Annotated in this window: 20 protein-coding genes; 7 read left to right on the forward strand and 13 right to left on the reverse strand. The window is 71.1% G+C overall.

What is annotated here, in order from left to right; genetic code table 11:
- Positions 1-209: 209 nt before the first annotated feature.
- Both AB0959_RS33470 and AB0959_RS33475 read left to right on the forward strand, forming a co-directional pair.
- Positions 210-1,889, forward strand: a complete 1,680-nt coding sequence (locus tag AB0959_RS33470) for an ATP-binding protein (protein WP_366830452.1) — start codon at positions 210-212, stop codon at positions 1,887-1,889.
- Positions 1,877-2,524 carry a response regulator transcription factor gene (locus AB0959_RS33475; RefSeq protein WP_366830475.1) on the forward strand — a complete coding sequence of 216 codons (648 nt, stop codon included), beginning with the start codon at positions 1,877-1,879 and terminating at the stop codon, positions 2,522-2,524. Before AB0959_RS33470 ends, AB0959_RS33475 begins: the two co-directional genes overlap by 13 nt.
- Before the next feature lie 110 nt (positions 2,525-2,634).
- On the opposite strand, the gene AB0959_RS33480 is transcribed toward AB0959_RS33475, so the two are convergent.
- Both AB0959_RS33480 and AB0959_RS33485 read right to left on the reverse strand, forming a co-directional pair.
- Entirely contained in the window at positions 2,635-4,089 is a 1,455-nt protein-coding gene (locus tag AB0959_RS33480) for a glyceraldehyde-3-phosphate dehydrogenase (protein WP_366830453.1), read from the reverse strand.
- A 91-nt stretch (positions 4,090-4,180) separates the two neighbouring features.
- Positions 4,181-4,495, reverse strand: coding sequence for a hypothetical protein (locus AB0959_RS33485; RefSeq protein ID WP_366830454.1), 315 nt, complete (start codon positions 4,493-4,495; stop codon positions 4,181-4,183).
- 220 nt (positions 4,496-4,715) lie between these two features.
- On the opposite strand from AB0959_RS33485, the gene AB0959_RS33490 reads away from it, so the two are divergent.
- Entirely contained in the window at positions 4,716-5,663 is a 948-nt protein-coding gene (locus AB0959_RS33490) for a sugar-binding transcriptional regulator (protein ID WP_366830455.1), read from the forward strand.
- A gap of 67 nt (positions 5,664-5,730) precedes the next feature.
- On the opposite strand, the gene AB0959_RS33495 is transcribed toward AB0959_RS33490, so the two are convergent.
- The 9 genes from AB0959_RS33495 to AB0959_RS33535 all read right to left on the reverse strand — a co-directional run bounded on the left by AB0959_RS33495 (position 5,731) and on the right by AB0959_RS33535 (position 13,525).
- Positions 5,731-6,915 (reverse strand): dihydrolipoamide acetyltransferase family protein, encoded by a 1,185-nt coding sequence (locus AB0959_RS33495; RefSeq protein WP_366830456.1) that lies wholly within the window; start codon positions 6,913-6,915, stop codon positions 5,731-5,733.
- A complete protein-coding gene (locus AB0959_RS33500) occupies positions 6,915-7,964 on the reverse strand; it encodes an alpha-ketoacid dehydrogenase subunit beta (protein WP_366830457.1) in 1,050 nt (349 codons plus the stop codon). The genes AB0959_RS33495 and AB0959_RS33500 overlap by 1 nt, the downstream gene beginning before the upstream one ends.
- An 86-nt stretch (positions 7,965-8,050) precedes the next feature.
- Positions 8,051-9,025 (reverse strand): thiamine pyrophosphate-dependent dehydrogenase E1 component subunit alpha, encoded by a 975-nt coding sequence (locus tag AB0959_RS33505; RefSeq protein ID WP_366830458.1) that lies wholly within the window; start codon positions 9,023-9,025, stop codon positions 8,051-8,053.
- 8 nt (positions 9,026-9,033) lie between these two features.
- On the reverse strand, positions 9,034-10,365 hold the full coding sequence (locus AB0959_RS33510) for an SAF domain-containing protein (RefSeq protein ID WP_366830459.1): 1,332 nt from the start codon (positions 10,363-10,365) through the stop codon (positions 9,034-9,036).
- A gap of 237 nt (positions 10,366-10,602) precedes the next feature.
- Entirely contained in the window at positions 10,603-11,058 is a 456-nt protein-coding gene (locus AB0959_RS33515; RefSeq protein ID WP_366830460.1) for a transcriptional regulator GutM, read from the reverse strand.
- Between the two features lie 11 nt (positions 11,059-11,069).
- Positions 11,070-11,393 carry a hypothetical protein gene (locus tag AB0959_RS33520; protein ID WP_366830461.1) on the reverse strand — a complete coding sequence of 108 codons (324 nt, stop codon included), beginning with the start codon at positions 11,391-11,393 and terminating at the stop codon, positions 11,070-11,072.
- A gap of 73 nt (positions 11,394-11,466) precedes the next feature.
- Entirely contained in the window at positions 11,467-11,838 is a 372-nt protein-coding gene (locus tag AB0959_RS33525; protein ID WP_366830462.1) for a PTS glucitol/sorbitol transporter subunit IIA, read from the reverse strand.
- The gene (locus tag AB0959_RS33530; protein ID WP_366830463.1) at positions 11,838-12,857 is read right to left on the reverse strand and encodes a PTS glucitol/sorbitol transporter subunit IIB; all 1,020 of its coding nucleotides are present in this window, start codon (positions 12,855-12,857) and stop codon (positions 11,838-11,840) included. The genes AB0959_RS33525 and AB0959_RS33530 overlap by 1 nt, the downstream gene beginning before the upstream one ends.
- The gene (locus AB0959_RS33535; RefSeq protein ID WP_366830464.1) at positions 12,854-13,525 is read right to left on the reverse strand and encodes a PTS glucitol/sorbitol transporter subunit IIC; all 672 of its coding nucleotides are present in this window, start codon (positions 13,523-13,525) and stop codon (positions 12,854-12,856) included. Before AB0959_RS33535 ends, AB0959_RS33530 begins: the two co-directional genes overlap by 4 nt.
- Before the next feature lie 575 nt (positions 13,526-14,100).
- On the opposite strand from AB0959_RS33535, the gene AB0959_RS33540 reads away from it, so the two are divergent.
- The 4 genes from AB0959_RS33540 to AB0959_RS33555 all read left to right on the forward strand — a co-directional run bounded on the left by AB0959_RS33540 (position 14,101) and on the right by AB0959_RS33555 (position 17,787).
- Entirely contained in the window at positions 14,101-15,075 is a 975-nt protein-coding gene (locus AB0959_RS33540; RefSeq protein WP_366830465.1) for a sugar-binding transcriptional regulator, read from the forward strand.
- A 71-nt stretch (positions 15,076-15,146) separates the two neighbouring features.
- A complete protein-coding gene (locus AB0959_RS33545) occupies positions 15,147-15,944 on the forward strand; it encodes an SGNH/GDSL hydrolase family protein (protein WP_366830466.1) in 798 nt (265 codons plus the stop codon).
- 52 nt (positions 15,945-15,996) lie between these two features.
- Complete coding sequence (locus tag AB0959_RS33550) at positions 15,997-16,578, forward strand: PadR family transcriptional regulator (RefSeq protein ID WP_366830467.1); 582 nt, start codon at positions 15,997-15,999, stop codon at positions 16,576-16,578.
- A gap of 207 nt (positions 16,579-16,785) precedes the next feature.
- Complete coding sequence (locus AB0959_RS33555; protein ID WP_366830476.1) at positions 16,786-17,787, forward strand: LacI family DNA-binding transcriptional regulator; 1,002 nt, start codon at positions 16,786-16,788, stop codon at positions 17,785-17,787.
- A gap of 22 nt (positions 17,788-17,809) precedes the next feature.
- On the opposite strand, the gene AB0959_RS33560 is transcribed toward AB0959_RS33555, so the two are convergent.
- A complete protein-coding gene (locus AB0959_RS33560; RefSeq protein ID WP_366830468.1) occupies positions 17,810-18,820 on the reverse strand; it encodes a sugar ABC transporter substrate-binding protein in 1,011 nt (336 codons plus the stop codon).
- A 338-nt stretch (positions 18,821-19,158) separates the two neighbouring features.
- A complete protein-coding gene (locus AB0959_RS33565; RefSeq protein ID WP_366830469.1) occupies positions 19,159-20,178 on the reverse strand; it encodes a sugar kinase in 1,020 nt (339 codons plus the stop codon).
- Positions 20,179-20,381: the final 203 nt, after the last annotated feature.

Here is a 20,381-nt window from a genome sequence, read left to right on the forward strand (position 1 = left end):
GGGGGCGTCCCCGCGGGAACGCGAGCAATGACCGAACCGGCTCGGCGCTTCGACGTGGCGAGGAACGGGTCGAATGACGTAGGCCCGCCCCGAATCCACCGGGCTACGATGCTGCACGCCGACCGCGGGCCGCCACGGCCGTGCGTCGCCCCGTGGGCCGGTTCCGTCGCTCGGCGATGGCGACGACGACGATGCTGAGGAGATCGGTCATGTCCGGTACGCCGCTCGTCGGGTGGGACGACGTCGCCGCCGCCCTGCCGGACGGTCTCGCCGTACTGGACCGGACGGGCCGCTTCGTCCGGCTGAACCCGGCGGCTGTCGCGCTCTTCGGGGCGGAGGACGAGGCCGATCTGCTCGGCGCGCCCGCGCCGTTCACCCTGCTTGAGGAGGGTGCCGTCGCGGGTGAGGCAGCGCCCGAGGAGGACCACTCCGAACACCCCGGCCACGCGGACGAACAGGTCGCCCTCTGGGCGCCGCCCTCCGGACCCGGGCGTGAGTTCGCCTACCGGTCCCGCACCCTGCGGGCGGACCCGGCGTTCACGGTCGTGTCGTTCCGCGACGTGACCGACGAACGGCACCGGCAGCGCAGGATCGCGGCCATGGCCCAGACGTCGATCGCGCTGGCCTCGGAGGTCTCGCTGGGCTCCACCCTGGACGCGGTGGCACGGCAGATAGTCCAGGCCGACGGTCTGGCCGGGGCCCAGATCCTCATCCTGGACAGCACCGGCAGGGAACTGCGGCTCATGGGATCGGCGGGGCTGCGGCACTGGGACGTGTTCCTCGACCGTCTGCTGGAGTGCCGCGACCGGGGTGCCCGGCTGTGCATGCTGGACTCGCTGACGGAGCGCAAACCGATCGTCGTCCCCCACCGGTGGTCCCAGATCCGCCAGGATCCGGCCTGGGAGCCGCTGCACGGCTACCTCGGCGAGCTGAACTGGGACTCCTTCGTCAGCGTCCCGCTGACGGCCCGGGGCCGCGCCGAAGGTGTGCTCAACGCCTACTTCGCGCCGGGCCAGGAGATCGGCGGCCGGACCCTGGAGTTCCTCGCCGCCATGGCGGAACAGGCCGCCCTCGCCGTCGACTACGCCACGCTGCTCCAGCGCGAGCGGGAGGGAGCGCGCCGCAACGAGCGCCGGCGCCTCGCACGCGACCTGCACGACTCGATCGTCCAGCAGGTGTTCTCCATCGGCATGCAGGCCAACGCCGTCGGTGTCCTGGGCGGGCGCGGAGAAGCGGTTCCCGCGGAGGCCGTGCGGGCCTTCGCGGGCGAGGTCGGCGCGCTCTCGCGGACCGTGCTCGCCGACCTCAGGGCGATGGTCCACGAACTGCGTCCGCCCTCCTCCACCCGGCTCGGTCTTCAGGACGCGGTGAGCGCGCTCGTCAGGAGCACGGAGAACCGGACCGGCCTGAGGTTCCGGCTGCTGTGCGGCCGGGACCTGGACGCGGTCGAGGCGGAACTGGCCGAGGACATGTACCGGATCGTCGCCGAGGCCATCCACAACGTGGTCAAGCACGCCGAGGCCACCGCCGTCACCATCCGCCTCGGCGTACGGGACCACACCCTGAGCGCGAGCGTCCGCGACGACGGCCGTGGACTCGCGGCATCCGGCGGCGGACGAGGAGCCCCGCGGGAGGGGGAGCGCGGCGGGACGGACGGCCAGGGCTGGGAGCACGGCTACGGACTGACGACCATGCGGGAAAGGGCGGAGCGATGGGGCGGCAGCATGAGGATCAGGTCGGGCGCCAAGAGCGGTACGACCGTGCGCGTGGTCATACCTCTTCCCGTACGGGTGCCGGAGCCGGCCCGCTCCGAACCGGACGGCCTCCGGAGAGCCCCGCGGGCGGTGCCGTTGAGCGAGACCCCGGACCCCGCCCCATCCGCGTCCTGATCGTCGACGACCACGCCGTCGTACGCCGGGGGATCCGCGCCTATCTCGAGGTCCTGGACGACATGGAGGTGGCCGAGGAGGCCGCCGACGGGCAGGAGGCGCTCACCAGGCTGGACGCGATGGCGGCCCATCGGGAACTGCCGGACGTGGTCCTGATCGACCTGCTCATGCCCAGGATGGACGGGGTGACGGCGATCGGAGCCATCAAGAAGCGCCACCCGGACGTACGGGTCGTGGTCCTCACCAGTTTCGGCGAGATGGAACGTGTCCACGCCGCGCTCGCCCAGGGAGCGGCCGGCTACCTGCTCAAGGACGCCGAGGCTGGCGAGGTGGTCGCCGCGATCCGGGCCGCCGCACGGGACGAGGTCTTCCTCGACCCGGCGGTGGCCAGGGGCCTCACCCAGGAGATCGTCTCGCCGCCGACCGGGCTCTTGGCGCTCACCGGGCGGGAACGCGACGTCCTCGTCCTCGTCGCCGAGGGACGCTCGAACCAGCAGATCGCCGACGAGCTGGTGATCAGCGAGCGCACCGCCCGCACCCACGTGAGCAACGTGCTGCGCAAACTCCGCCTCACCTCACGCACCCAGGCCGCGCTCTTCGCCGTACGGCAGGGACTGGTGCCGCCACGGTCCTGACGTTCGCGTCATGAGCACGACCTCCGGTCTCCTGGATGACCGGACACCCCGGACCGGCCGGCTTTCGACGAACGGAGCGAGGGCCGGCCGCCGCGATCAGACCGCCGCGATCAGACCGCCGGGGCCGGGTACGTCGGGTACTCCACTCCGGAGACGTGCTGGACGACACGGATGACCTGGCAGGAGTAGCCGAACTCGTTGTCGTACCAGAGGTAGAGGATCGCGTTGTCGCCGTCGACCTTGGTGGCGCCGGCGTCGACGATCGAGGCGTGGCGCGAGCCGATGAAGTCGCTCGAGACCGCGTCGGGGGCCGTGGTGAAGTCGATCTGGCGCTTGAGCGGCGAGGTCAGCGAGACGTCGCGGAGGTATTCGAGAACCTCCTCGCGATTGGTCTCGCGCCCGAGTCGCAGGCTGAGGATCGCGATCGACACGTCCGGCACCGGGACGCGGATCGAGCTGCCGGTGATCGGCGCCTTGAGGTCGGGCAGCGCCTTGGCGACGGCCGAGGCGGCACCCGTCTCGGTGATGACCATGTTCAGCGGCGCCGAGCGGCCGCGGCGGTCGGCCTTGTGGTAGTTGTCCAGCAGGTTCTGGTCGTTGGTGAACGAGTGGACGGTCTCCACGTGGCCGCGCAGCACGCCGTACTCGTCCGCCATCGCCTTCAGCGGCGGGACGATCGCGTTGGTGGTGCAGGACGCGCAGGACAGGATCTGCTCGTCCGGCTTGAGCGTGTCGTGGTTGACGCCGTGGACGATGTTGGGGACGTCGCCCTTGCCCGGTGCGGTCAGGACGACCTTGTCGATGCCGGGACGCAGGTGCTCCGAGAGGCCCTCGCGGTCACGCCACTTGCCGGTGTTGTCGATGAGGATGGCGTTCTTGATGCCGTACGCCGTGTAGTCGACCTCCGACGGGTCGCTCGCGTAGATCACCTTGATCGCGTTGCCGTTGGCGACGATCGTGCTGTTCGCCTCGTCCACCGTGATCGTGCCCTGGAACTGACCGTGGATGGAGTCGCGGCGCAGCAGCGAGGCGCGCTTGACGAGATCCTCGGAGGCCCGCCCCCCACCGCCCCGGACGACGATGGCGCGCAGCCGCAGACCGTTGCCGGAGCCCGCCTTCTCGATCAGCAGCCGGGCGACGAGACGGCCGATCCGGCCGAAGCCGTACAGGACGACGTCGCGCCCCTCGCCGCGCTCGATCTTGTTGGCGCCCGTGGCGCCGGCGACCGCCTCGGCGGTGAACTCCTCGATCGACAGGCCACGGTCGTCGGCGTGGTACGTCGCGGCGAGCATGCCGAGGTCGATCTGGGACGGGCCGAGATCGAGCGTGGTAAGAGCCCGCAGGAAGGGCAGGGTCTCGGTGACCGACAGTTCCTCACCGGCGATCTGCCGGGCGAACCGGTGGGTCTTCAGGATGCTGACCACCGACTTGTTCACCAGGGAGCGGCTGTGCAGCAGAACCGTGACGTCCCGCTCGCGGTGCAGCTTCCCGATCATCGGGATCATCGACTCCGCGATCTCCTCGCGGGTATTCCAGTTGGTGAACGAGTCCTCGTTGGCAGTCACAGGCGTATCTTTCGAGCTAGGCGGCGCTCATATGGTAGCCGTACGTCGTTTTGACTGTTCAACGGGGTGCCGCGCGTGCCGTCGCCGCAGCTCAGGTGCGGGCGATCAGGCGTATCTCATGCAGTACTTGGCCCACTTTGCTGATCGCTTTGCCCGGCAGGCCGAAGGCGAAGCGCACCGGATGGTCGCGGGCGCCGGACCGGAGCTTGGCGGGCAGTCGGCCCAGGCGGCCGCGGAAGTCGTGGGCGTACTGCCCCATGACCAGTTCTCTGGGCATCGCCGTGGTCTTCCCGCAGGTGTCGCAGACGATCGTCAGCAGACAGCCGTGGACGTAGGTGAGCCGATGAAGCCGCTCTCCGCCGCAGGTGCACTCCAGATACGCGGTCTCCGTCTGGGTCTCGATCATTGCCGGCTCCTCCTTCGGGTGTGCGAGTGCGCCCCAGCTGCCCGCCCATCTCTCGTAATGCACTTAGGGGGTGGGTGATGCACATATGTGCATGATGAATTCACGGACGTGAAAATGGTCGCACGGAAGTCCATCCCTGTCCAGATCCGCAGGGCCGTCGGCTGGTCGGCTGTGCAACAATCCGAGCAGATGTGACGACAGGCGAGGCGAGGGGGTGGACATGCCGGCGTCCCGCGAACGCGACCTGTTGGTGAAGGCCGCGCGGCTCTACTACCAGGACAACCTGTCCCAGCAGGAGGTGGCCAGCGCCCTGGGAGTCAGCCGCTCCAACGTCTCGCGCATCCTCACCGCCGCTCGCGACCAGGGCATCGTGGAGATCCGGATCAACGATCCGGCCGGACGTGAGCTGGACCTGGAGGAACGGCTGCAGGCCGCCTTCGGTGTGTCCGCCTGCCGTGTGGCCTCCGTGCGCGCGGACGAACCGGCGCTGGCCAAGGTGGGGGAACTCGCGGCTTCCTGGATGCTGGACACGGTCAAGCCCGGCAACAGCATCGCGTTGTCCTGGGGAAGCACGCTCCAGGCCATGGTGGGCGCCGTCCCCGCCGGGCAGGACCTCGCGGTGGAGATCCTCCCCCTCGTGGGCGGACTGTCCTCGGTGACCTCGGAGATCACCGGTGAGGAACTGGTGCGGGACCTGGCCGACCGCCTGGGCACCACCTACCAGCGGCTGCACGCCCCCGCCCTGCTGGAGACCAAGGCGTCACGTGACACCCTGATGGCCGAGCCCTCCATCCGCAGCGTCCTGGAGGCCGGCCGCAGGTCCTCCGTGGCCTTCCTCGGGGTCGGTGCGGTCGGAGTGGGCTCCTCCGCGGCCGTCATAGGGTCGCTCCACCTGGCCGACCACGACCGGGCGGCCTTCGAGGCGGCGAAGCCGGTGGGGGATGTGTGCGCCCGGTTCTTCGACGAGGACGGCAACCCCGTGCACGGAGCGGTCGAGGACAGGGTGCTGGCCGTCTCGCTGGACGACCTCCGCCGGATCCCCACGGTGGTGGGCCTGGCCGCGGGCGTCGAGAAGGCCCGGGGTGTGCTCGGTGCGCTGCGCGGACGGTACGTGGACGTCCTCATCTGTGACGCCCCGCTGGCAGAGGTACTGCTCGACCTGGCCTGAGCGGCCGGGACTCCCCGGGGACGCGGTCGCTCACCGGAGGACGTGGGCGATCCGTCGGCCTTCGGGATCACCGCCATCCGAACCAGCCCGGGTCGTCCAGGCGCCGCTGGACCGCGTGCAGCAGGCGTGCCGCGTCCGCGCAGTCGCCGACGCGGTGGTCGACGGTGAGAGCCACCTGGCAGCGGGTACGCAGCCCGACTGCCTCGCCGACGGGAACGACGCGCGGGGCCACCGCACCCACCGACAACACGGTCGCCTGGGGCGGGTCGATGAGCTCCTGGAAGGCGTCGACGCCCAGCTCGCCGAGGTCGTGCACGGTGGTCGTGGCCGCGATCAGGTGCTCCACCGGTACCTTGCCGCCGCGGGCCCGGCCGCTCAGGCGCCGTACGAGCTCGTCGAGTTCCTCGGTCGGGAGCAGGTCGGGGGCGGCCAGCACCGGGGCGACCGGGCCGCGTTCGGTGTCCACCGTCAGCGCCACCGCGACGTCGGGCCACACCTCGCCGGCCTCGCCGGTCCACCGGGCGTTGAGCGGGCTGTCCCGCAGCGCGTTCGCGTACGCCCGGACGATCAGGCCCGTCCAGCCGCACCGGCCGCGCCGCTCGACGAGGGCCTCCAGGTCGAGGTCGCGGAAGACGACGGCCTGAGGGACGGAGGCGCTCGCTCCGGCCCGGCGGGCGACGGCCCTGCGGGACCTCAGCCGCGGTGCGGACGTGTCAGGGGCGGCCGGCGACCGCCCGGGCACCTGGCCCGTGAGCGTCCCCGACGGCGCGGAGGCGGCCTCCACGTCGATCACCCTGATCGTCCCACCCGGCCCGGTTCCGTCGAGGGCGGCGAGGTCGACACCGAGTTCCACCGCCCGGCTCCGGGCGAGAGGCACGGCCGACACCAGGGGCGAGGGGGACGAAGCCGGAGCGGGCACGGGAGCGAGTGGCGTCCGAGTGGGGCGGGGGCCGTCCGCCCCGGCCGGAACGTCGTCATCGTCGTCGAGGACGCCGCCCAGCAGGTCGTCCTCGGCGCCGGACAGGAAGGCGATCGGCTCCCCGACGGCCACCACCTGCTCGGGCCGGGCCACCAGCCTGACGAGGATCCCGTCGACGGGGGACTCCACCTCCATGTCGACCTTGTCGGTCATGACCTCGCACACCACGTCACCGGCGCGGACCTCGTCGCCCTCGGCCCGATGCCAGACCAGGAGGACGCCTTCCTCCATCGTCATCGACATCTTGGGCATGACCAGGGGAATCTCCGGCATCACCACGACCTGACCAGACGGGTGGCCTCGGCCACGATGTCGGGCACCTGGGGCACGGCCGCGCGCTCCAGACGGGGAGCGTAGGGGATCGGTACGTCCAGGCCGCTGAGCCGGCGTATCGGGGCCCGCAGCCGGCCGAACGCCTCCGAGTCGGCGATCAGCGCGGCGATCTCCGCCATGTAGCCGCAGGTTCGCGGAGCCTCCTGGACCAGCAGGGCGCGTCCGGTGGCGGCCACGGCGGAGACGATCGCCGACTCGTCCAGCGGGACGAGGGTGCGCGGGTCCACGACGGTCGCCCCGATGCCTTCCTCGGCAAGCAGTCGCTGGGCGGCTTCCTCGGCCCGGGACACCATGACGCCGGTGGCCACGATGGTGAGGTCCTGTCCCTGCCGGCGGACTGCCGCCCGTCCGAGCGGAACCCGGTCCGCGCCGGCGGGTACCGGGCCGCTCTGCTTGTAGAGCAGTTTGTGCTCCAGGAAGACGACCGGATTGGGGTCGTCGATCGCGGCCAGCAGCAGGCCCTTGGCGTCCGCCGGGGTGGCGGGCATGACGACCTTCAGCCCGGGGACGTGCGCGAACCAGGCCTCCAGGCTCTGGGAGTGCTGCGCGGCGGCCCCGGTGCCCGAGCCGCTGGGGGCGCGCAGTACCAACGGCACGTGGGCCGCGCCGCCCAGCATGAAGTGGATCTTCGCGGCCTGGTTGGCGATCTGGTCCATGGCCTGGGCCGTGAAGTCGGAGAACTGGATCTCCACGACGGGCCGCATCCCGGCGAGCGCGGCACCGACCGCCGCGCCGACGATGCCGAGTTCGCTGATGGGGGTGTCGCGCACCCGGTCCTCACCGAAGCGGTGCACCAGGTCGCCGGTGACGCCGAAGGCGCCTCCGTAGACACCGATGTCCTCGCCGAGGAGGAAAACCCGGGGGTCGGCCCGCAGGGCTTCGGCGAGGGCCTCGCGGACCGCCTCGGCGTAGGTGAGGGTGCGCTGTGCCGGGGCGGCCCCCGGCACCTGCTCTGCCTTAGCCGCGGGGCCGGGGAGCGTGGTGGTCATGCGCGGGTCTCCAAGGGGTCAGGTCTCCAAGGGATCAGGTCTTCAAGAGATCAAGAGGAGGCATGGGGCACGAGGGCTCGGCGGGCTCAGACGGCGTACACGGCGGAGGTGAGCTCCGCCGCGCTCGCGTCGGGGGCCGCGTTCGCCGTACGCACCGCCGCGCGCACCGCTTCACGGGCCTCGGACTGACAGTGCCGCGCCTCGGTCCCGGAGAGCGTGCCGGCGTCCAGCAGGGCGGCGGTGTAGCGGGCGATCGGATCCCGCTCACGCCACCGGTCGATCTCCTCGCGCGTGCGGTAGAGGTTCTTGTCGCTCTTGGAGTGGCCCTTCCACCGGTAGGTGAGCGCCTCCACGAAGGTGGGGCCGCCGCCGGCGCGGGCCCGTTCGACGGCGGTGCGGACGGCCTCCTGCACCGCGCCCACGTCGTTGCCGTCGACGGTCACGCCGGGGATGCCGTAGCCGGCGGCGCGCTCGGCCAGGCGGTCCACGCGGAACGCGCGCTGGACGGACATCGACATCCCGTAGTTGTTGTTCTCGCAGACGAACACCACGGGCAGGTCCCAGATGGCGGCCAGGTTGACTCCCTCGTGCCAGGCCCCTTCGTTGACGGCGCCGTCCCCGAAGAAGCTCAGGACGACGCGGTCCTCGCCGCGCAGCCGACTCGCGAGGGCGGCGCCGGTGGCGATGGGGACACCACCGGCGACGATGCCGTTGGCGCCCAGGTTGCCTGTCGCGACGTCGGCGATGTGCATCGATCCGCCGCGGCCACGGCAGTAGCCGGTCTCCTTGGCGAGCAACTCGGCCATCATGCGGTCGAGTCGGGCGCCGCGCGCGATGCAGTGTCCGTGGCCGCGGTGGGTGGAGGTGATGTAGTCGCCCTCGCGCAACTCGGCGCAGGCGCCGACCGGCACGGCCTCCTGACCGATGGACAGGTGCATGGTGCCGTGCATCATGCCGCGGGCGAACAGGTCGTCGACGGCCTCCTCGAACCGGCGGATCGTCCACATGGTGGTGAGTGCCGAGCGGGCCGACTCGGGGTCCCGCGTCAGGTCCTTGCTCACGGCGCCCCTCACGCGGCCAGCGACGGGGCGGGACCCGACGTCGGCAGGTCGATCCGCTCGCCCGCGAGCAACCGGTCCTGCAGACGGCGCAGCGTCGCGATCATGGACTGGTGGTCGATCCGCAGGTCCTGGTGGGTGAGCACGGTGCCGGCGGGGACGTCCCGTACCAGCTCGGCTCCGGCAGCGAGACCCAGGGGCACCAGATCCCCGGCCGCGGTCGCCTCGGCGCTCTCGGCGAGGCCGTACACCGTGGAACCGCCGATGCCGTCGACCCGTTCGCCCGCCCGCAGGTCCCGCTTGGCGACCGCCACCACCTCGGCGTTCCACACCGTGGGCGCGAGGCTCGGGGTGCGGTCCAGCACCGCCTCGGCGACGGAGAGCGGAGCCTCCACGCTGGCCAGGTGGTAGGGCCGGTAGAAGGAGTAGTACGGCCCCTCGCCCATCGACAGGTACTCCATCTCGGCGGTGACGACCGGGTCGTCGCAGTGACCGATGACGAACACGCCGGGCGCGACCGGACCGGTGCAGTAGTCGACCACCCCGGAGGTGGGGAGCACACCTCCGTCGGTCTCCGGGCGGAAGGTCTTGGCCAGGTCGGCGACGGTCGCGTGGGGGCCCGTCATGCCGCGCCTGCTGAGCCGGAGGTCCGTCGCGTTGGCGAGTGCGACCATCTCGATCATCGTCTTGGAGCCGTCGACGAAACTGGCCAGCATCTTCGGGTTCATGCCCTTGGCTTTGGCCCGGTCGGCCAGTGCCTCGGGGGTCGCCGTCGGGTCGAGGGGGTTGTTCTTGCCCTTGCCCGCGCAGACCACGGTGAAGCCGATGTCGCGGACGTAGTCCACCAGGCGCTTGCACTCCACCGGTTCGTCGCCACGGCAGACCGTGTACACACGGCCCATCCGCTGCGCGACCGTCGCGAGCAGCAGACCGACCGTCACATCGCACTCCACGTTGAGCAGCGCGATGTCCTTGCCCGCGAGGAGGCCGAAGAAGGCGACCGAGGCGCCGACGTCCGGCACACCGCTGGCGTCGACGATGATGTCGATGGGGAGCGGGACGAGATCGAGGGCGTCGGCCACGACGACCGGTCGGCCTCCCAGTACGGCCGCGGCGCGTTCGTCGGGTGTGCCACCGCTGAGCGCGTGGCCCCGGTCGGAGCGCTTGAACGCCTCGTGGCCGCGTTCCGGGTCGATGTCGGCGATCGCGGAGATCTCCATGCCCGGGAGGTGCGCCACCTGCGCGACGAAGCCGAGTCCCATCTGCCCGGCGCCCACGAGGCCCACCCGGACCGGCCGGCCGAGCTCCCGCTCCCGTTGCCGCAACTGCTCCATGTAGCTCATGCTCCGGTCCCTTCCTGCCGCCCCACCGATGACTCAGCCCGAGCGTTTGCACATATGTGCACTAGATATGCACTTAAGTGATTTCCTTGGTAGCACGTGTGCGGCGTTCGGGACAAGGTCCGGGCTCGCGGGGCAGCCGTTCGCGTTGGCGGTAACTGTTCGTGTAGTCGAATGTCGTTCGATGCTCAGAACGTGTGCGGTGTGCGGTCGGACCCCGCGTGCGAACTGCTCCCCGCGCTAGGCGCGGAGCTTGCCGCCCAGACCGCCCAGACCGCCCAGGCCGTCGAAGACTCCGGCGATGCCGGTGTCCGCCGTGGCACCCGCCTGCATACGGCGGAAGCGGTCGTGGGCGTCCTCGATCGCGCGTGCCGTCACCGCGGATGCGGCCCGTGCGGATGCCGTGGCCAACTCCCCGGTGAGCTCGGGGCGTTCGCGGAAGCGGGCGAGAACGGAGGCGCCCTGCATCACCAGGGCCCGTTCGACGACCTTGTCGCTCCGCCGTACGACCAGCAGCACCACGGCGCCGCGGAACCGTCCGGTGGCCCGGCCGGAGACGAGGGTGACACCCGCCCGGTGCTCCTGGCCGGCGAGCCGGTTCACGGTGCGCAGGTAGTAGCGGTGCTGGGCCAGGCTCGCCAGCAAGGAGAGAACGAAGCCGCCGAGCAGCAGCAGGGCCAGGGGGAGGTATGCCATGAGTCCTCTTCTCAGGGGCCTTCGGGGTCGTTGGACGAGGCCCCGTGCGTGCGAGGCAGGCCCGGTATGCGGGGCAGGCCCGGGGAGCGGCGGTGGCGGACCGACCCGGCCGCCACCGCGTTCCGTATCCGATCGGGGTTCCGCCCGCGAAGTCGGACGGTTCCGCAGCTCAGACACATCAGGGCCGCCACCTCGGTGGTGACCTCGGTGGTGCCGAGCCGGTAGGCGAAACGGGGTGAGCCGAGGAGCGGCAGTGCCATGGAACCCTCGACGAGCGCCCCGCCGCAGTCGCGGCAGGCGTCCTCGGCCGGGGTGCTGTCGTCGGGCCTGTTCATGGGGTGCTGCTCCCTCCCGGTCCCGCCGTCGAGCGCCGCACCTGGGAACGGCGCACGGAGGGACGACGTCGGGTCACGCGCGGACGAGCCTCAGTTCGCACCCCGGCTCCGGGACACCGAGGGGGCCCTCGGCGTGCACCGCTCCGGGGAGCAGTCCGGCGGCCGGATCGGGGTCGACGTAGACGACCATGTGCCCGAGGGTCGTCAGGTTCTCCTGGGCGCGCTCCCCGACCGCGGTCAGGGTCAGCCGCGCCCGGCCGAGCCACAGTTCGTCGCCCGGCCGTATCTCCAGGGCCGGGTGGTCGGCCGGCTTGTGCACCACGCTGAGGCTCTCCAGGTCACCGGGCAGCGGTTCACCGAAGAGGATGAGGACGCCGCCGTTGATGAGGTCGGCTGCCTCGTCACCGACGCGGAGGATCGTGCTCTCGTAGTAGAAGTTGTCCATCAGTACATCCCGAAGCTGACGAGCCAGGCGAGGACCACGGCGAGGGGTGAGGTGATCAGGCGGCTGAGCAGCACCGCCGGCGTGCCGACCGCCACCGTCTCGGGTTTCGCCTCGCCGAGAGCGAGACCGACGGGGATGAAGTCGCAGCCGACCTGACCGTTGATGGCGAACAGGGTGGGCAGAGCGTACTCGACGGGGATGGCGCCCGTGGCGATCTGCGTTCCCATCAGCACGCCGATGATCTGGGCGATCGCCGCTCCCGGCCCGAGGATCGGGGACAGGAAGGGCATGGCCACCACGGCGCCGAGGGCGATGAGCCCGAAGGGGTTCCCGGCCAGCGGCTTGAGGCCCTCGCCCATCTTCTCGGCGACGCCGGTGTAGATGACGAAGCCCAGCAGGAGGCTGACGTAGGCCATGAAGGGAAGGATGGTGCTGATCGTCAGGCTGATGGCCTGCCGGCCCGAGGCCAGCAGGGTGTTCACCGCGTAGCCGATCCCGGAACTGAACTTGATGAAGCCGTCGGAGATCCGGGAGAAGCGGCCACCGCCTCCCGCCGGTACCGCGGTGGGCTCTCCTGACGGTACGGCGGCGGACTCCGGGCCGGTGGCGGCTCCCGCGTCCTCGCCCTCCTCGACCACGATGTCGTCCACCCCGACGGCGGAGACGAAGATGTCCTCGGTGATGAACTGGGCGAGCGGGCCGCCGGGTGAGCCGGGATAGATGTCGATCGTCGGGATGCGCTTGCGCGGGTAGACGCCGATCCGTGCGGTGCCGCCGCAGTTGATCACCGCGCAGATGACTTCCTCGTCGGGGACGCTGGTGTGGAACCCGTCGACGGCCTCCGCCCCGGTCAGCTCCGCGATCCGCCGGGCGACCGGGTGGATACCCCCGCCCGTGACCGACAGGACCTTGTTGCGGGTGTCGGTGCGGCGCAGTGTGAGTCCGTTGCCCCAGCCGCCCGCGCCCTTGCGGACGAACACCGAGGGGTACGTGCGTGGGCTCTGCTCGATGGTGGTCATCGCGTCCCCCCGGTCGCCGTGAACGCGCTGCTGCCGGTGCCCGTGGTGAATTCCTCGTCGAACCTGCGGAAGATCTCGGTGCGGCCGGTCCTCTTGATCAGGATGAGGGTGATCCGCTCGGTGACGACGCCCCTGATGAAGATCACCACGACGCCGGTGGCGAGGTAGTACAGCGCCAGGGGCACGGTGGACAGCCCCAGCTTCTGCACGCCGCTGGCGATGCCCAGCCAGACGAACAGCTCGCCGGCGTTGGCGTAGGGGAAGAACGAGGTCACCGGGTGGACGAAGGAGACCGCCGAGTCGTAGAAGGCCGGCTTGTACTTCTCGGGCAGGAACCTGCCGAACGAATAGCACATCGGGTTGGTGAGCATCAGCACGGCGAGCACCGGCATCACGGTGTAGCGGGTGATCCACCAGCGTGAGGACCACTCGACGGCCCGGGTCACGCGCTTCTCGCCGATGAACGTCACCAGCGCGTACATCGCGGTGAGCAGGACGATCAGCGTGGGGAGAATCCCGGTGACCAGACCGGTGAACTGCTTGCCGGCCTCGTTGAACAGGCCGATGAAGTGGGAGCCGACCCAGACCGCGCCACGAATGACGGGGTTGTCGCTCTCCTCGCCCTTGGGCGTCGACGCGGCCAGGGCGGCGGCAGCAACGGTAACCATCTCGGCCCTCCTCTCTGTTTCTGAGCGGGGATAGGGAGGTCTCGTTTTCCGAGTGGGGATTCCGGATGGATGCGGAGCCCGTACGCGCCCGTGGCTCGTCGGCTCGTACGGCGGAGGCTTGTGGGCGGCTCTTGGGGTGTGGAGAGCCGGCGTGTCGGAGAAGCGGCGGGAGGAACCGGGCCACGGTCGGCGCGCGGTTTGCACGCCTGTTCAGGGTTCCTCACCTCTGTTCCGTAGAGGTGTAGCATCGGCCGACACGGCGCGACAAGATGTCGGCTCTGATTACGTTGAGTGACGATGTCGGAGGTCTGGCTCGCCGCACAGCCGCCCACCGCAGCCATGTGCACATCGATGCAGACCCTCTTCACATCGGTCCCACCGCTGTGTAGCGTGCGGCCTCGCCCGGAACCAAGCCCTCGGCCGAGCGATCCGCGTATAACGACGCGCCTGCTCGGCCGGAGCCGCGAAGGAGAACGCCGTGCCCGAGACCCGCGTGACGATCGCCTCCGCAGCAGGACCGCACGCCCGGCCCGCGGCGGCCTTCCTTGAGGCCGTCGTGCCACCGGGGAATCGCCGTGCCGACCGCCCGTGACCACCACCTGCTGGTGAAGGTCGCCCGTATGTACTACGAGGAGGGCCGATCCCAGCAGGAGATCGCCCACGCCCTCGACGTCAGCCGTCCAGGCGTCTCCCGCATGCTCGCCGCGGCCAGGGAGCGGGGCATCGTCGAAATCAGCGTCCACGATCCGGCCGGCCGTGACCTGGCCCTGGAGAGCGAACTGCGCGTGGCGTTCGGGCTGCGTGACTGCCGGGTGGCCGAAGTCCCCGGCGGCGACAGCGCCCTGGCCCGGGTCGGTGAGCTCGGAGCCCGCTGGCTGCTCGACACCCTGCGGCCCGGGCAGAGCGTCGGTGTCTCCTGGGGGCGCACGCTCCAGGCGGTGGTGCGGCAGGTCCCCGGCAGCGGCGGGCTGAACGTCGAAGTGGTGCCCCTCGTTGGAGGGCTGTCCTCCGTGGACCGCGAGATCACCGGCGAGGAACTGGTGCGGGACCTGGCCGCGCGACTCGGCGGACGGTTCCGCCGCCTGCACGCCCCGGCCCTGCTCACCACTCCGGCGAGTCGGCAGATCCTGCTCGACGAGCCCGCCGTCCAGGAGGCGCTCACGGCGGCCGAACAGGTCGGCATCGCACTGGTCGGCATCGGCAGCCACGGAGTCGGTTCCTCCGCGGCGATCATCGACGCCCTGGCGCTCGACGTGCGGGAACGGGAGGAGTTCGAACGCCGCCAACCGGTCGGCGACCTCTGCGCCCGCTTCTTCGACGCCTGGGGGAGGACGATCCCCGGCCCGGTCGAGGACCGCGTGCTGGCCCTGTCCCTCGATCAGCTGTCCCGGATCCCGCGCGTCGCCGGAGTGGCGGCCGGGGTGGAGAAGGCGCGCGGTGTCCTCGGCGCCCTGCGCAGCGGCACGGTCGACGTGCTGATCTGTGACAGCGCCTTGGCCCGGGCCCTGCTCGACGCCAAGGCTTCCAGCTTCTCCACGCTTCCCATATAGTCAACAATGCGAGTAGGTGATTAGTTTCCCATCTCGCGGCTTCGAGGACGACGTCGGAAGGTGGACGGCCCGTGCCGGTCAGCGCGTACGTGCGGTACGTCGCCCTGGGCGACAGTCAGACCGAGGGGCTCGGTGACGGTGACGACGTGCTCGGGCTGCGGGGGTGGGCGGACCGGCTCGCCGAGCAGATCGAGCGGGAGAGCCCGGGACTGCTGTACGCCAACCTCGCGGTGCGCGGACGCCTCGCCGGGCAGGTGCGAGCCGAACAGCTGGCGCCCGCCGTGGCCCTGCGGCCCGACCTCGCCACGGTCGTGGCCGGTGTCAACGACCTGCTGCGGCCCCGCTTCGACGCGGACGAGGTGGCCGGTCATCTGGAGGCGATGTTCGCCGAACTCACCGGACAGGGCGCCCGGGTCGCGACCCTCACCTTCCCCGACGCCGCCCGGATCACCCCGCTGGCCCGGCCCATCGGCGCACGGGCGGCCGCGCTCAACGACCGTATACGCGAAGCCGCCCTGCGCCACGGCGTCGTGGTGGCCGAGACGTCCTCACACCCGGTGGTGACCGACCCCCGGTTGTGGAGCCCCGACCGGCTGCACGCCAGCCCGCTCGGCCACGCACGGATCGCGGCCGCGGTCGCGCACGCCCTCGACCTGCCGGGCAGCGACGACAGTTGGACGCGGCCGCTGCCCCCCGACGCGACGGCGCCCTCGGGCCTGCGCGCCGTGGGCGCCGAACTGCGCTGGGCCGGCGGATTCCTCGGCCCCTGGTTCGTGCGGCGGGTGCGCGGCCGCTCGTCCGGCGACGGCAGGCGGGCGAAACGGCCGGCACTGCTGCCGATGAACGGGCTCGCCGAGGACCCCTCCTGACCGGGGCCATGGTCGCTCTATCGACTCATCAGCAAAGTAGGGGATCGGGCCGATGGCTCTGCGCAACGCGGTGATGGCGGCGCTTCTGGAGGGCGAGGCGTCCGGGTACGACCTTGCGAAGGGGTTCGAGGCTTCCGTCGCCAACTTCTGGATGGCCACCCCCCAGCAGATCTACCGGGAACTGGAGCGCATGGAGAGCGAGGGACTCGTCTCCGCCCGTGTCGTCCAGCAGGAGCGCCGGCCGAACAAACGGCTCTTCTCGCTCACCGACGCCGGTCTGCGGGTCCTGAGCGGCTACGTCGCCGAAGCCCCCGCCAGGCCGACGGCCATCCGGGACGAACTGATGGTCAAGGTCCAGTGCGTCGACATCGGCGGCGGCGACGCCATCGAGGCCGTCCGGGCCGCGGTCGTCGAGCGCGTGGAGCGCGCCACCGCGAAACTGGCGCGCTACGAGCGCCTCCAGGAACGGCTGCTGGCCGGACGTGCCGAGGACGAGTACCTCGCCACCGCCGAGCGCGTCGGCCCCTACCTCACCCTGCTGGGCGGGATGGCCCTTGAGCGGGCGAACCTCCAGTGGGGCGAGACCGTCCTGAAGGGGCTCGAACGACGTGCTTCGGCAACCCGCCCTGCCTGACCGGCTGAGCGAGGAGGACATAGGTCTCAGCCCGCCGCGGGGTGGCGTTCTGGCGCGCTCTAATAGCGCGCTCCAGCCGAGTACGATGAACCCCGTTCACATGCCATGTCAATACCTTGTTGCCGGGGGAGTGGCCACGGCCCGTAAGGTGGGCGCCGTCGAAGGGTGGGTTCACAGGTGGATGTTCCGAGCAGGCAGCGGCCCACGATGGCGGACGTCGCCGCAAAGGCGGGCGTGTCCAGGGCGCTGGTCTCGATCGTCTTCCGTGACCAGCCGGGCGCGAGCCAGGAGACCCGCAAGCGGGTCCTGCGCGTCGCCGACGAGATCGGTTACCGTCCCGACAACGCGGCCCGACTGCTCGCCCGCGGCCGCAGCCGCACGCTCGGCGTGATGTTCACCGTCCACCAGACCTTCCACACCAACCTCATCGCGGGCATCTACCCCGAGGCCGAACGGCTCGGCTACGACGTCCTGCTCTCCGCCGTCACCCAGGGCCGCGAAGAGGCCAAGGCGATCGAGGCGTTGCTCAGCCACCGCTGCGAGGCGGTCATCCTGCTCGGCCCCGACGCCGAGTCCGGGTACCTCGACGCCCTCGGCCGCCGTACGGTCGCCGTCTCGGTGAGCCGCAGGGTGCCGCAGGCCCACGTCGACTTCGTGCACTCGGCCGAGGGCAAGGGCGTACGGCAGGCCATGGACCACCTGGTGGAGCTGGGGCACCGCCGGATCGTGCACATCGACGGCGGTCAGGGTCCCGGCTCGGCCGACCGGCGGCGCGCCTACCGGGCCGCGATGCGGCGCCACGGGCTGGAGGCCGAACTGCGGGTGCTCCCCGGCGACCACACCGAGCAGTCGGGCATCGAGACGGGTGAGCTGCTCCTGCGCGAGCGGGACAGCGGCCGGCCACTGCCCACCGCCGTCCTCGCGGGCAACGACCGGTGCGCGTGGGGCCTGTTGATGGCGCTGACGCGGGCGGGCGTCGACGTCCCGCGCGACCTGTCCGTCGTCGGATACGACGACAGCCACCTCTCCCACCTGATGCCGATCGGCCTGACCACCGTCCGCCAGGACGCCTCCCTCATGGCGGAGCACGCGGTGCGGTTCGCCGTGGAGCGCCTGGAGAACGAGGGGATGGAACCGCGGGAGGCGGTGGTGGAACCGAAGCTGGTGGTGCGCGGCACCAGCGGGCCGGTCCGGGAGGCGTCGGCCTGAGGCAGCGGACCGGCCCCTGCCCCTAACGAGTCCCGTTCGCGGCGAACTTGGCGATGTCGGCGACGTTGTCCTTGGTGACGAAGGCCGGACCGGTGAGCACCGGAGCGGTGCCGCCGCCGCTGAAGTTGCCGTTGGTCCGGTACAGCCACAGGGAGTCGACGGCGAGGTAACCCTGCAGGTAGGGCTGCTGGTCGACGGCGAACTCGACCTGACCGTCCGATACGGCCTTCACCAGGTCCTTGTTGAGGTCGAAGGTCGCGACCTTGGCCTTGCCGCCGGAGTCGGACACCGACTGCACCGCGGTCAGCGCGAACGGAGCGCCGAGGGTGACCACCTGGTCGATGGAGCTGTCCTGCTTGAGCTTGGCCGTGATCGTCGACTTCACCGACGGCATGTCCGTGCCGTTGACGTACAGGTTGTCCGTCTTGCCCTTGAACCCCTTCTTCAGACCCGCGCAGCGGGCCTCCAGGGCGACCTGACCCTGCTCCTGGACGACGCACACGGCGTGCTTGGCACCGAGCTCGTTGAGCCGCCGGCCGAAGGCCTGGCCCGCGATGTTCTCGTCCTGGCCGAAGTACTCGAGCATGCCGAGTTCCTTCCAGTTGTCCAGGCCGGAGTTGAAGCCGACGACCGGGATGCCGGCGGCCTTGGCCTTGGCCACGACGTCCTTCATGGCGTCCGGCTTGGCCGCGGTGAGCGCGATGCCGTCGACCTTCTGGTCGATCGCGTTCTGTACAAGGTTGGCCTGGTTGCCGGCGTTGGGGTCGCTGGAGTACACGAGCTTGATGTTGTCCTTGGCCGCCGCGGCCTGGGCGCCCTTGCGGATGAGGTCCCAGAACGTGTCGCCGGGGGCCGCGTGCGTGATCATGGCCACCGTCATGCGAGGGGTGTTCGCCTTGCCCGCCGAGGCGTCCACGCCGCCCTCCTCGGACTTCTTGCCACCCGAACCGCTGGAGCAGCCCGCTGCGAGCAGTGTGCCGACGAGGACGGTGGTGGTGAGGGTGGCGGCGCGCGCTCGGTGGTGTCTGCGCATGTCTGTTGCACCTCGCTGTGCGGTTCAGGGTGGCGGTCAGGTGGGGGAAGGGCGTCGGCTACCGGCGGTCGGGCCTTGCGGCCATGACGAACCAGGCCTCACCCGGCTCGGCGAGACGGGCGGAGCGGTTGTGGGCGCCCTGTGCGGCTGTGGGTGGGGTCAGCGGCGGTCATGGGTGCCGACCACCTGTTCTGCGTCACTGGAGCGCTTTATTAGCGCGCTCTAGTGGCAGGTACTATCCAGCCGTCCACAGGGGATGTCAACAGGTTTGTCATGACTTTCCAACAAAGCGCTCGGCACCGCTCGAGAGCTCACCTGGCGAGGGGCGGAGCCGTCCTTCACCCGGCCGAGGGCTGTCCGCTGAGCTCGGCGGCCATGTCGGGTCCCAGGACCGGAACGTCGTCCCTGGTGCGCAGGACGGCCCCGGCCGTGAGGTGCCCGAGGCGGAGCCGGGACATCTCGTCACGGCCGTGCAGCACGCCGGACAGGTACCCGGCCGCGAAGGCGTCGCCCGCGCCGACGGGTTCGACCACCTCGACCGGCGGCGTGGGCGCGAAGACGCGGGTTCCCGCGCTGTAGGAGGTGGCTCCGTGTTCGGCGTCCTTGACGACGACGAGCGGCGCCGGTGCGAGCAGGGCCGCGATCTCGTCGGGCCGGGCGGTGTGCCACAGGGCCTCGGCCTCGTCCCGCCCCACGAAGACGATGTCCGCGGCGCGGGCGAGTTCCAGCAGCGCCCGCGCCGCGTCGCCGTGGTGGCGCCACAAGGCGGGGCGGTGGTTGACGTCGAAGGAGACGACCGGGCGGACCGGGCGGACCGTCGTGCCGGAGGCGTCGTCGGTCCAGGGGGTCCGGTGCACCACGATCTCCTCCAGCAGGCGGGCGCAGCTGTCGGAGAGGGCCGCGGTGATGCCGGACAGGTGTACGACGCGGGTGTCACGCAGTTCGGGGGCACGGGCCGCGTCGGGGCCCATGTGGGCGGCGGCTGATCCGCGCCGGTAGTAGTGGGTACGCGTCGCGTCCGGGCCCGGGTCCTTGAAGTAGACGCCGGTCGGGTGGTGGGGGTCGGTGCCGACGGCGCTCACCTCCACGCCCCGGGAGGCGAGCTCGGTCACGATGCGCTGCCCGAAGGGGTCGTCGCCCACACGGCTCAGCCATGCGGCACGGTGCCCGAGAGCCGCCAGCCCGCAGGCCACGTTGGACTCGGCGCCCCCGATCGACAGACGGAGCGTGGGCTGGTCGGCGAGCGGCCGGGCATCCGGCGGGGCGAGGACGGCCATGGTCTCACCGAGGCACACCACGTCCAGCGACGCATGCTCGGGGCGTGCGGGTGCGCTGAGGCCGACGGGCGAGTGGGGCAAGGCGTTCTCCTGGGGCTGATGCTGGGGATCGGCTCTGGGGCAGGGCAGGGCAGGGCAGGGCAGGGCAGGGCAGGGACAGGGGGCTGGGGCGATGTGCGATGGGCGGACGGTCCCGGGCGCGCGGCCGGTGGGGCCGCGCGCCCACGCCACACGCGGGAGGAACCCCGGGAGGGACAGAACGGAAGAGCGTGGTGTATGGAAAG

Source organism: Streptomyces sp. NPDC046862, from assembly GCF_040704615.1.
Classification (GTDB): Bacteria; Actinomycetota; Actinomycetes; order Streptomycetales; family Streptomycetaceae; genus Streptomyces.

What these genes read in the sequence shown, in the direction of transcription:
- AB0959_RS33500 (WP_366830457.1), bottom strand. Translation starts at nt 7,964, where the DNA reads ATGACCACCACGCTCCCCGGCCCCGCGGCTAAGGCAGAGCAGGTGCCG.
- AB0959_RS33520 (WP_366830461.1), bottom strand. Translation starts at nt 11,393, where the DNA reads ATGAACAGGCCCGACGACAGCACCCCGGCCGAGGACGCCTGCCGCGAC.
- AB0959_RS33515 (WP_366830460.1), bottom strand. Translation starts at nt 11,058, where the DNA reads ATGGCATACCTCCCCCTGGCCCTGCTGCTGCTCGGCGGCTTCGTTCTC.
- AB0959_RS33560 (WP_366830468.1), bottom strand. Translation starts at nt 18,820, where the DNA reads ATGCGCAGACACCACCGAGCGCGCGCCGCCACCCTCACCACCACCGTC.
- AB0959_RS33485 (WP_366830454.1), bottom strand. Translation starts at nt 4,495, where the DNA reads ATGATCGAGACCCAGACGGAGACCGCGTATCTGGAGTGCACCTGCGGC.
- AB0959_RS33525 (WP_366830462.1), bottom strand. Translation starts at nt 11,838, where the DNA reads ATGGACAACTTCTACTACGAGAGCACGATCCTCCGCGTCGGTGACGAG.
- AB0959_RS33510 (WP_366830459.1), bottom strand. Translation starts at nt 10,365, where the DNA reads ATGAGCTACATGGAGCAGTTGCGGCAACGGGAGCGGGAGCTCGGCCGG.
- AB0959_RS33535 (WP_366830464.1), bottom strand. Translation starts at nt 13,525, where the DNA reads ATGGTTACCGTTGCTGCCGCCGCCCTGGCCGCGTCGACGCCCAAGGGC.
- AB0959_RS33495 (WP_366830456.1), bottom strand. Translation starts at nt 6,915, where the DNA reads ATGCCGGAGATTCCCCTGGTCATGCCCAAGATGTCGATGACGATGGAG.
- AB0959_RS33550 (WP_366830467.1), top strand. Translation starts at nt 15,997, where the DNA reads ATGGCTCTGCGCAACGCGGTGATGGCGGCGCTTCTGGAGGGCGAGGCG.
- AB0959_RS33490 (WP_366830455.1), top strand. Translation starts at nt 4,716, where the DNA reads ATGCCGGCGTCCCGCGAACGCGACCTGTTGGTGAAGGCCGCGCGGCTC.
- AB0959_RS33470 (WP_366830452.1), top strand. Translation starts at nt 210, where the DNA reads ATGTCCGGTACGCCGCTCGTCGGGTGGGACGACGTCGCCGCCGCCCTG.
- AB0959_RS33555 (WP_366830476.1), top strand. Translation starts at nt 16,786, where the DNA reads ATGGCGGACGTCGCCGCAAAGGCGGGCGTGTCCAGGGCGCTGGTCTCG.
- AB0959_RS33530 (WP_366830463.1), bottom strand. Translation starts at nt 12,857, where the DNA reads ATGACCACCATCGAGCAGAGCCCACGCACGTACCCCTCGGTGTTCGTC.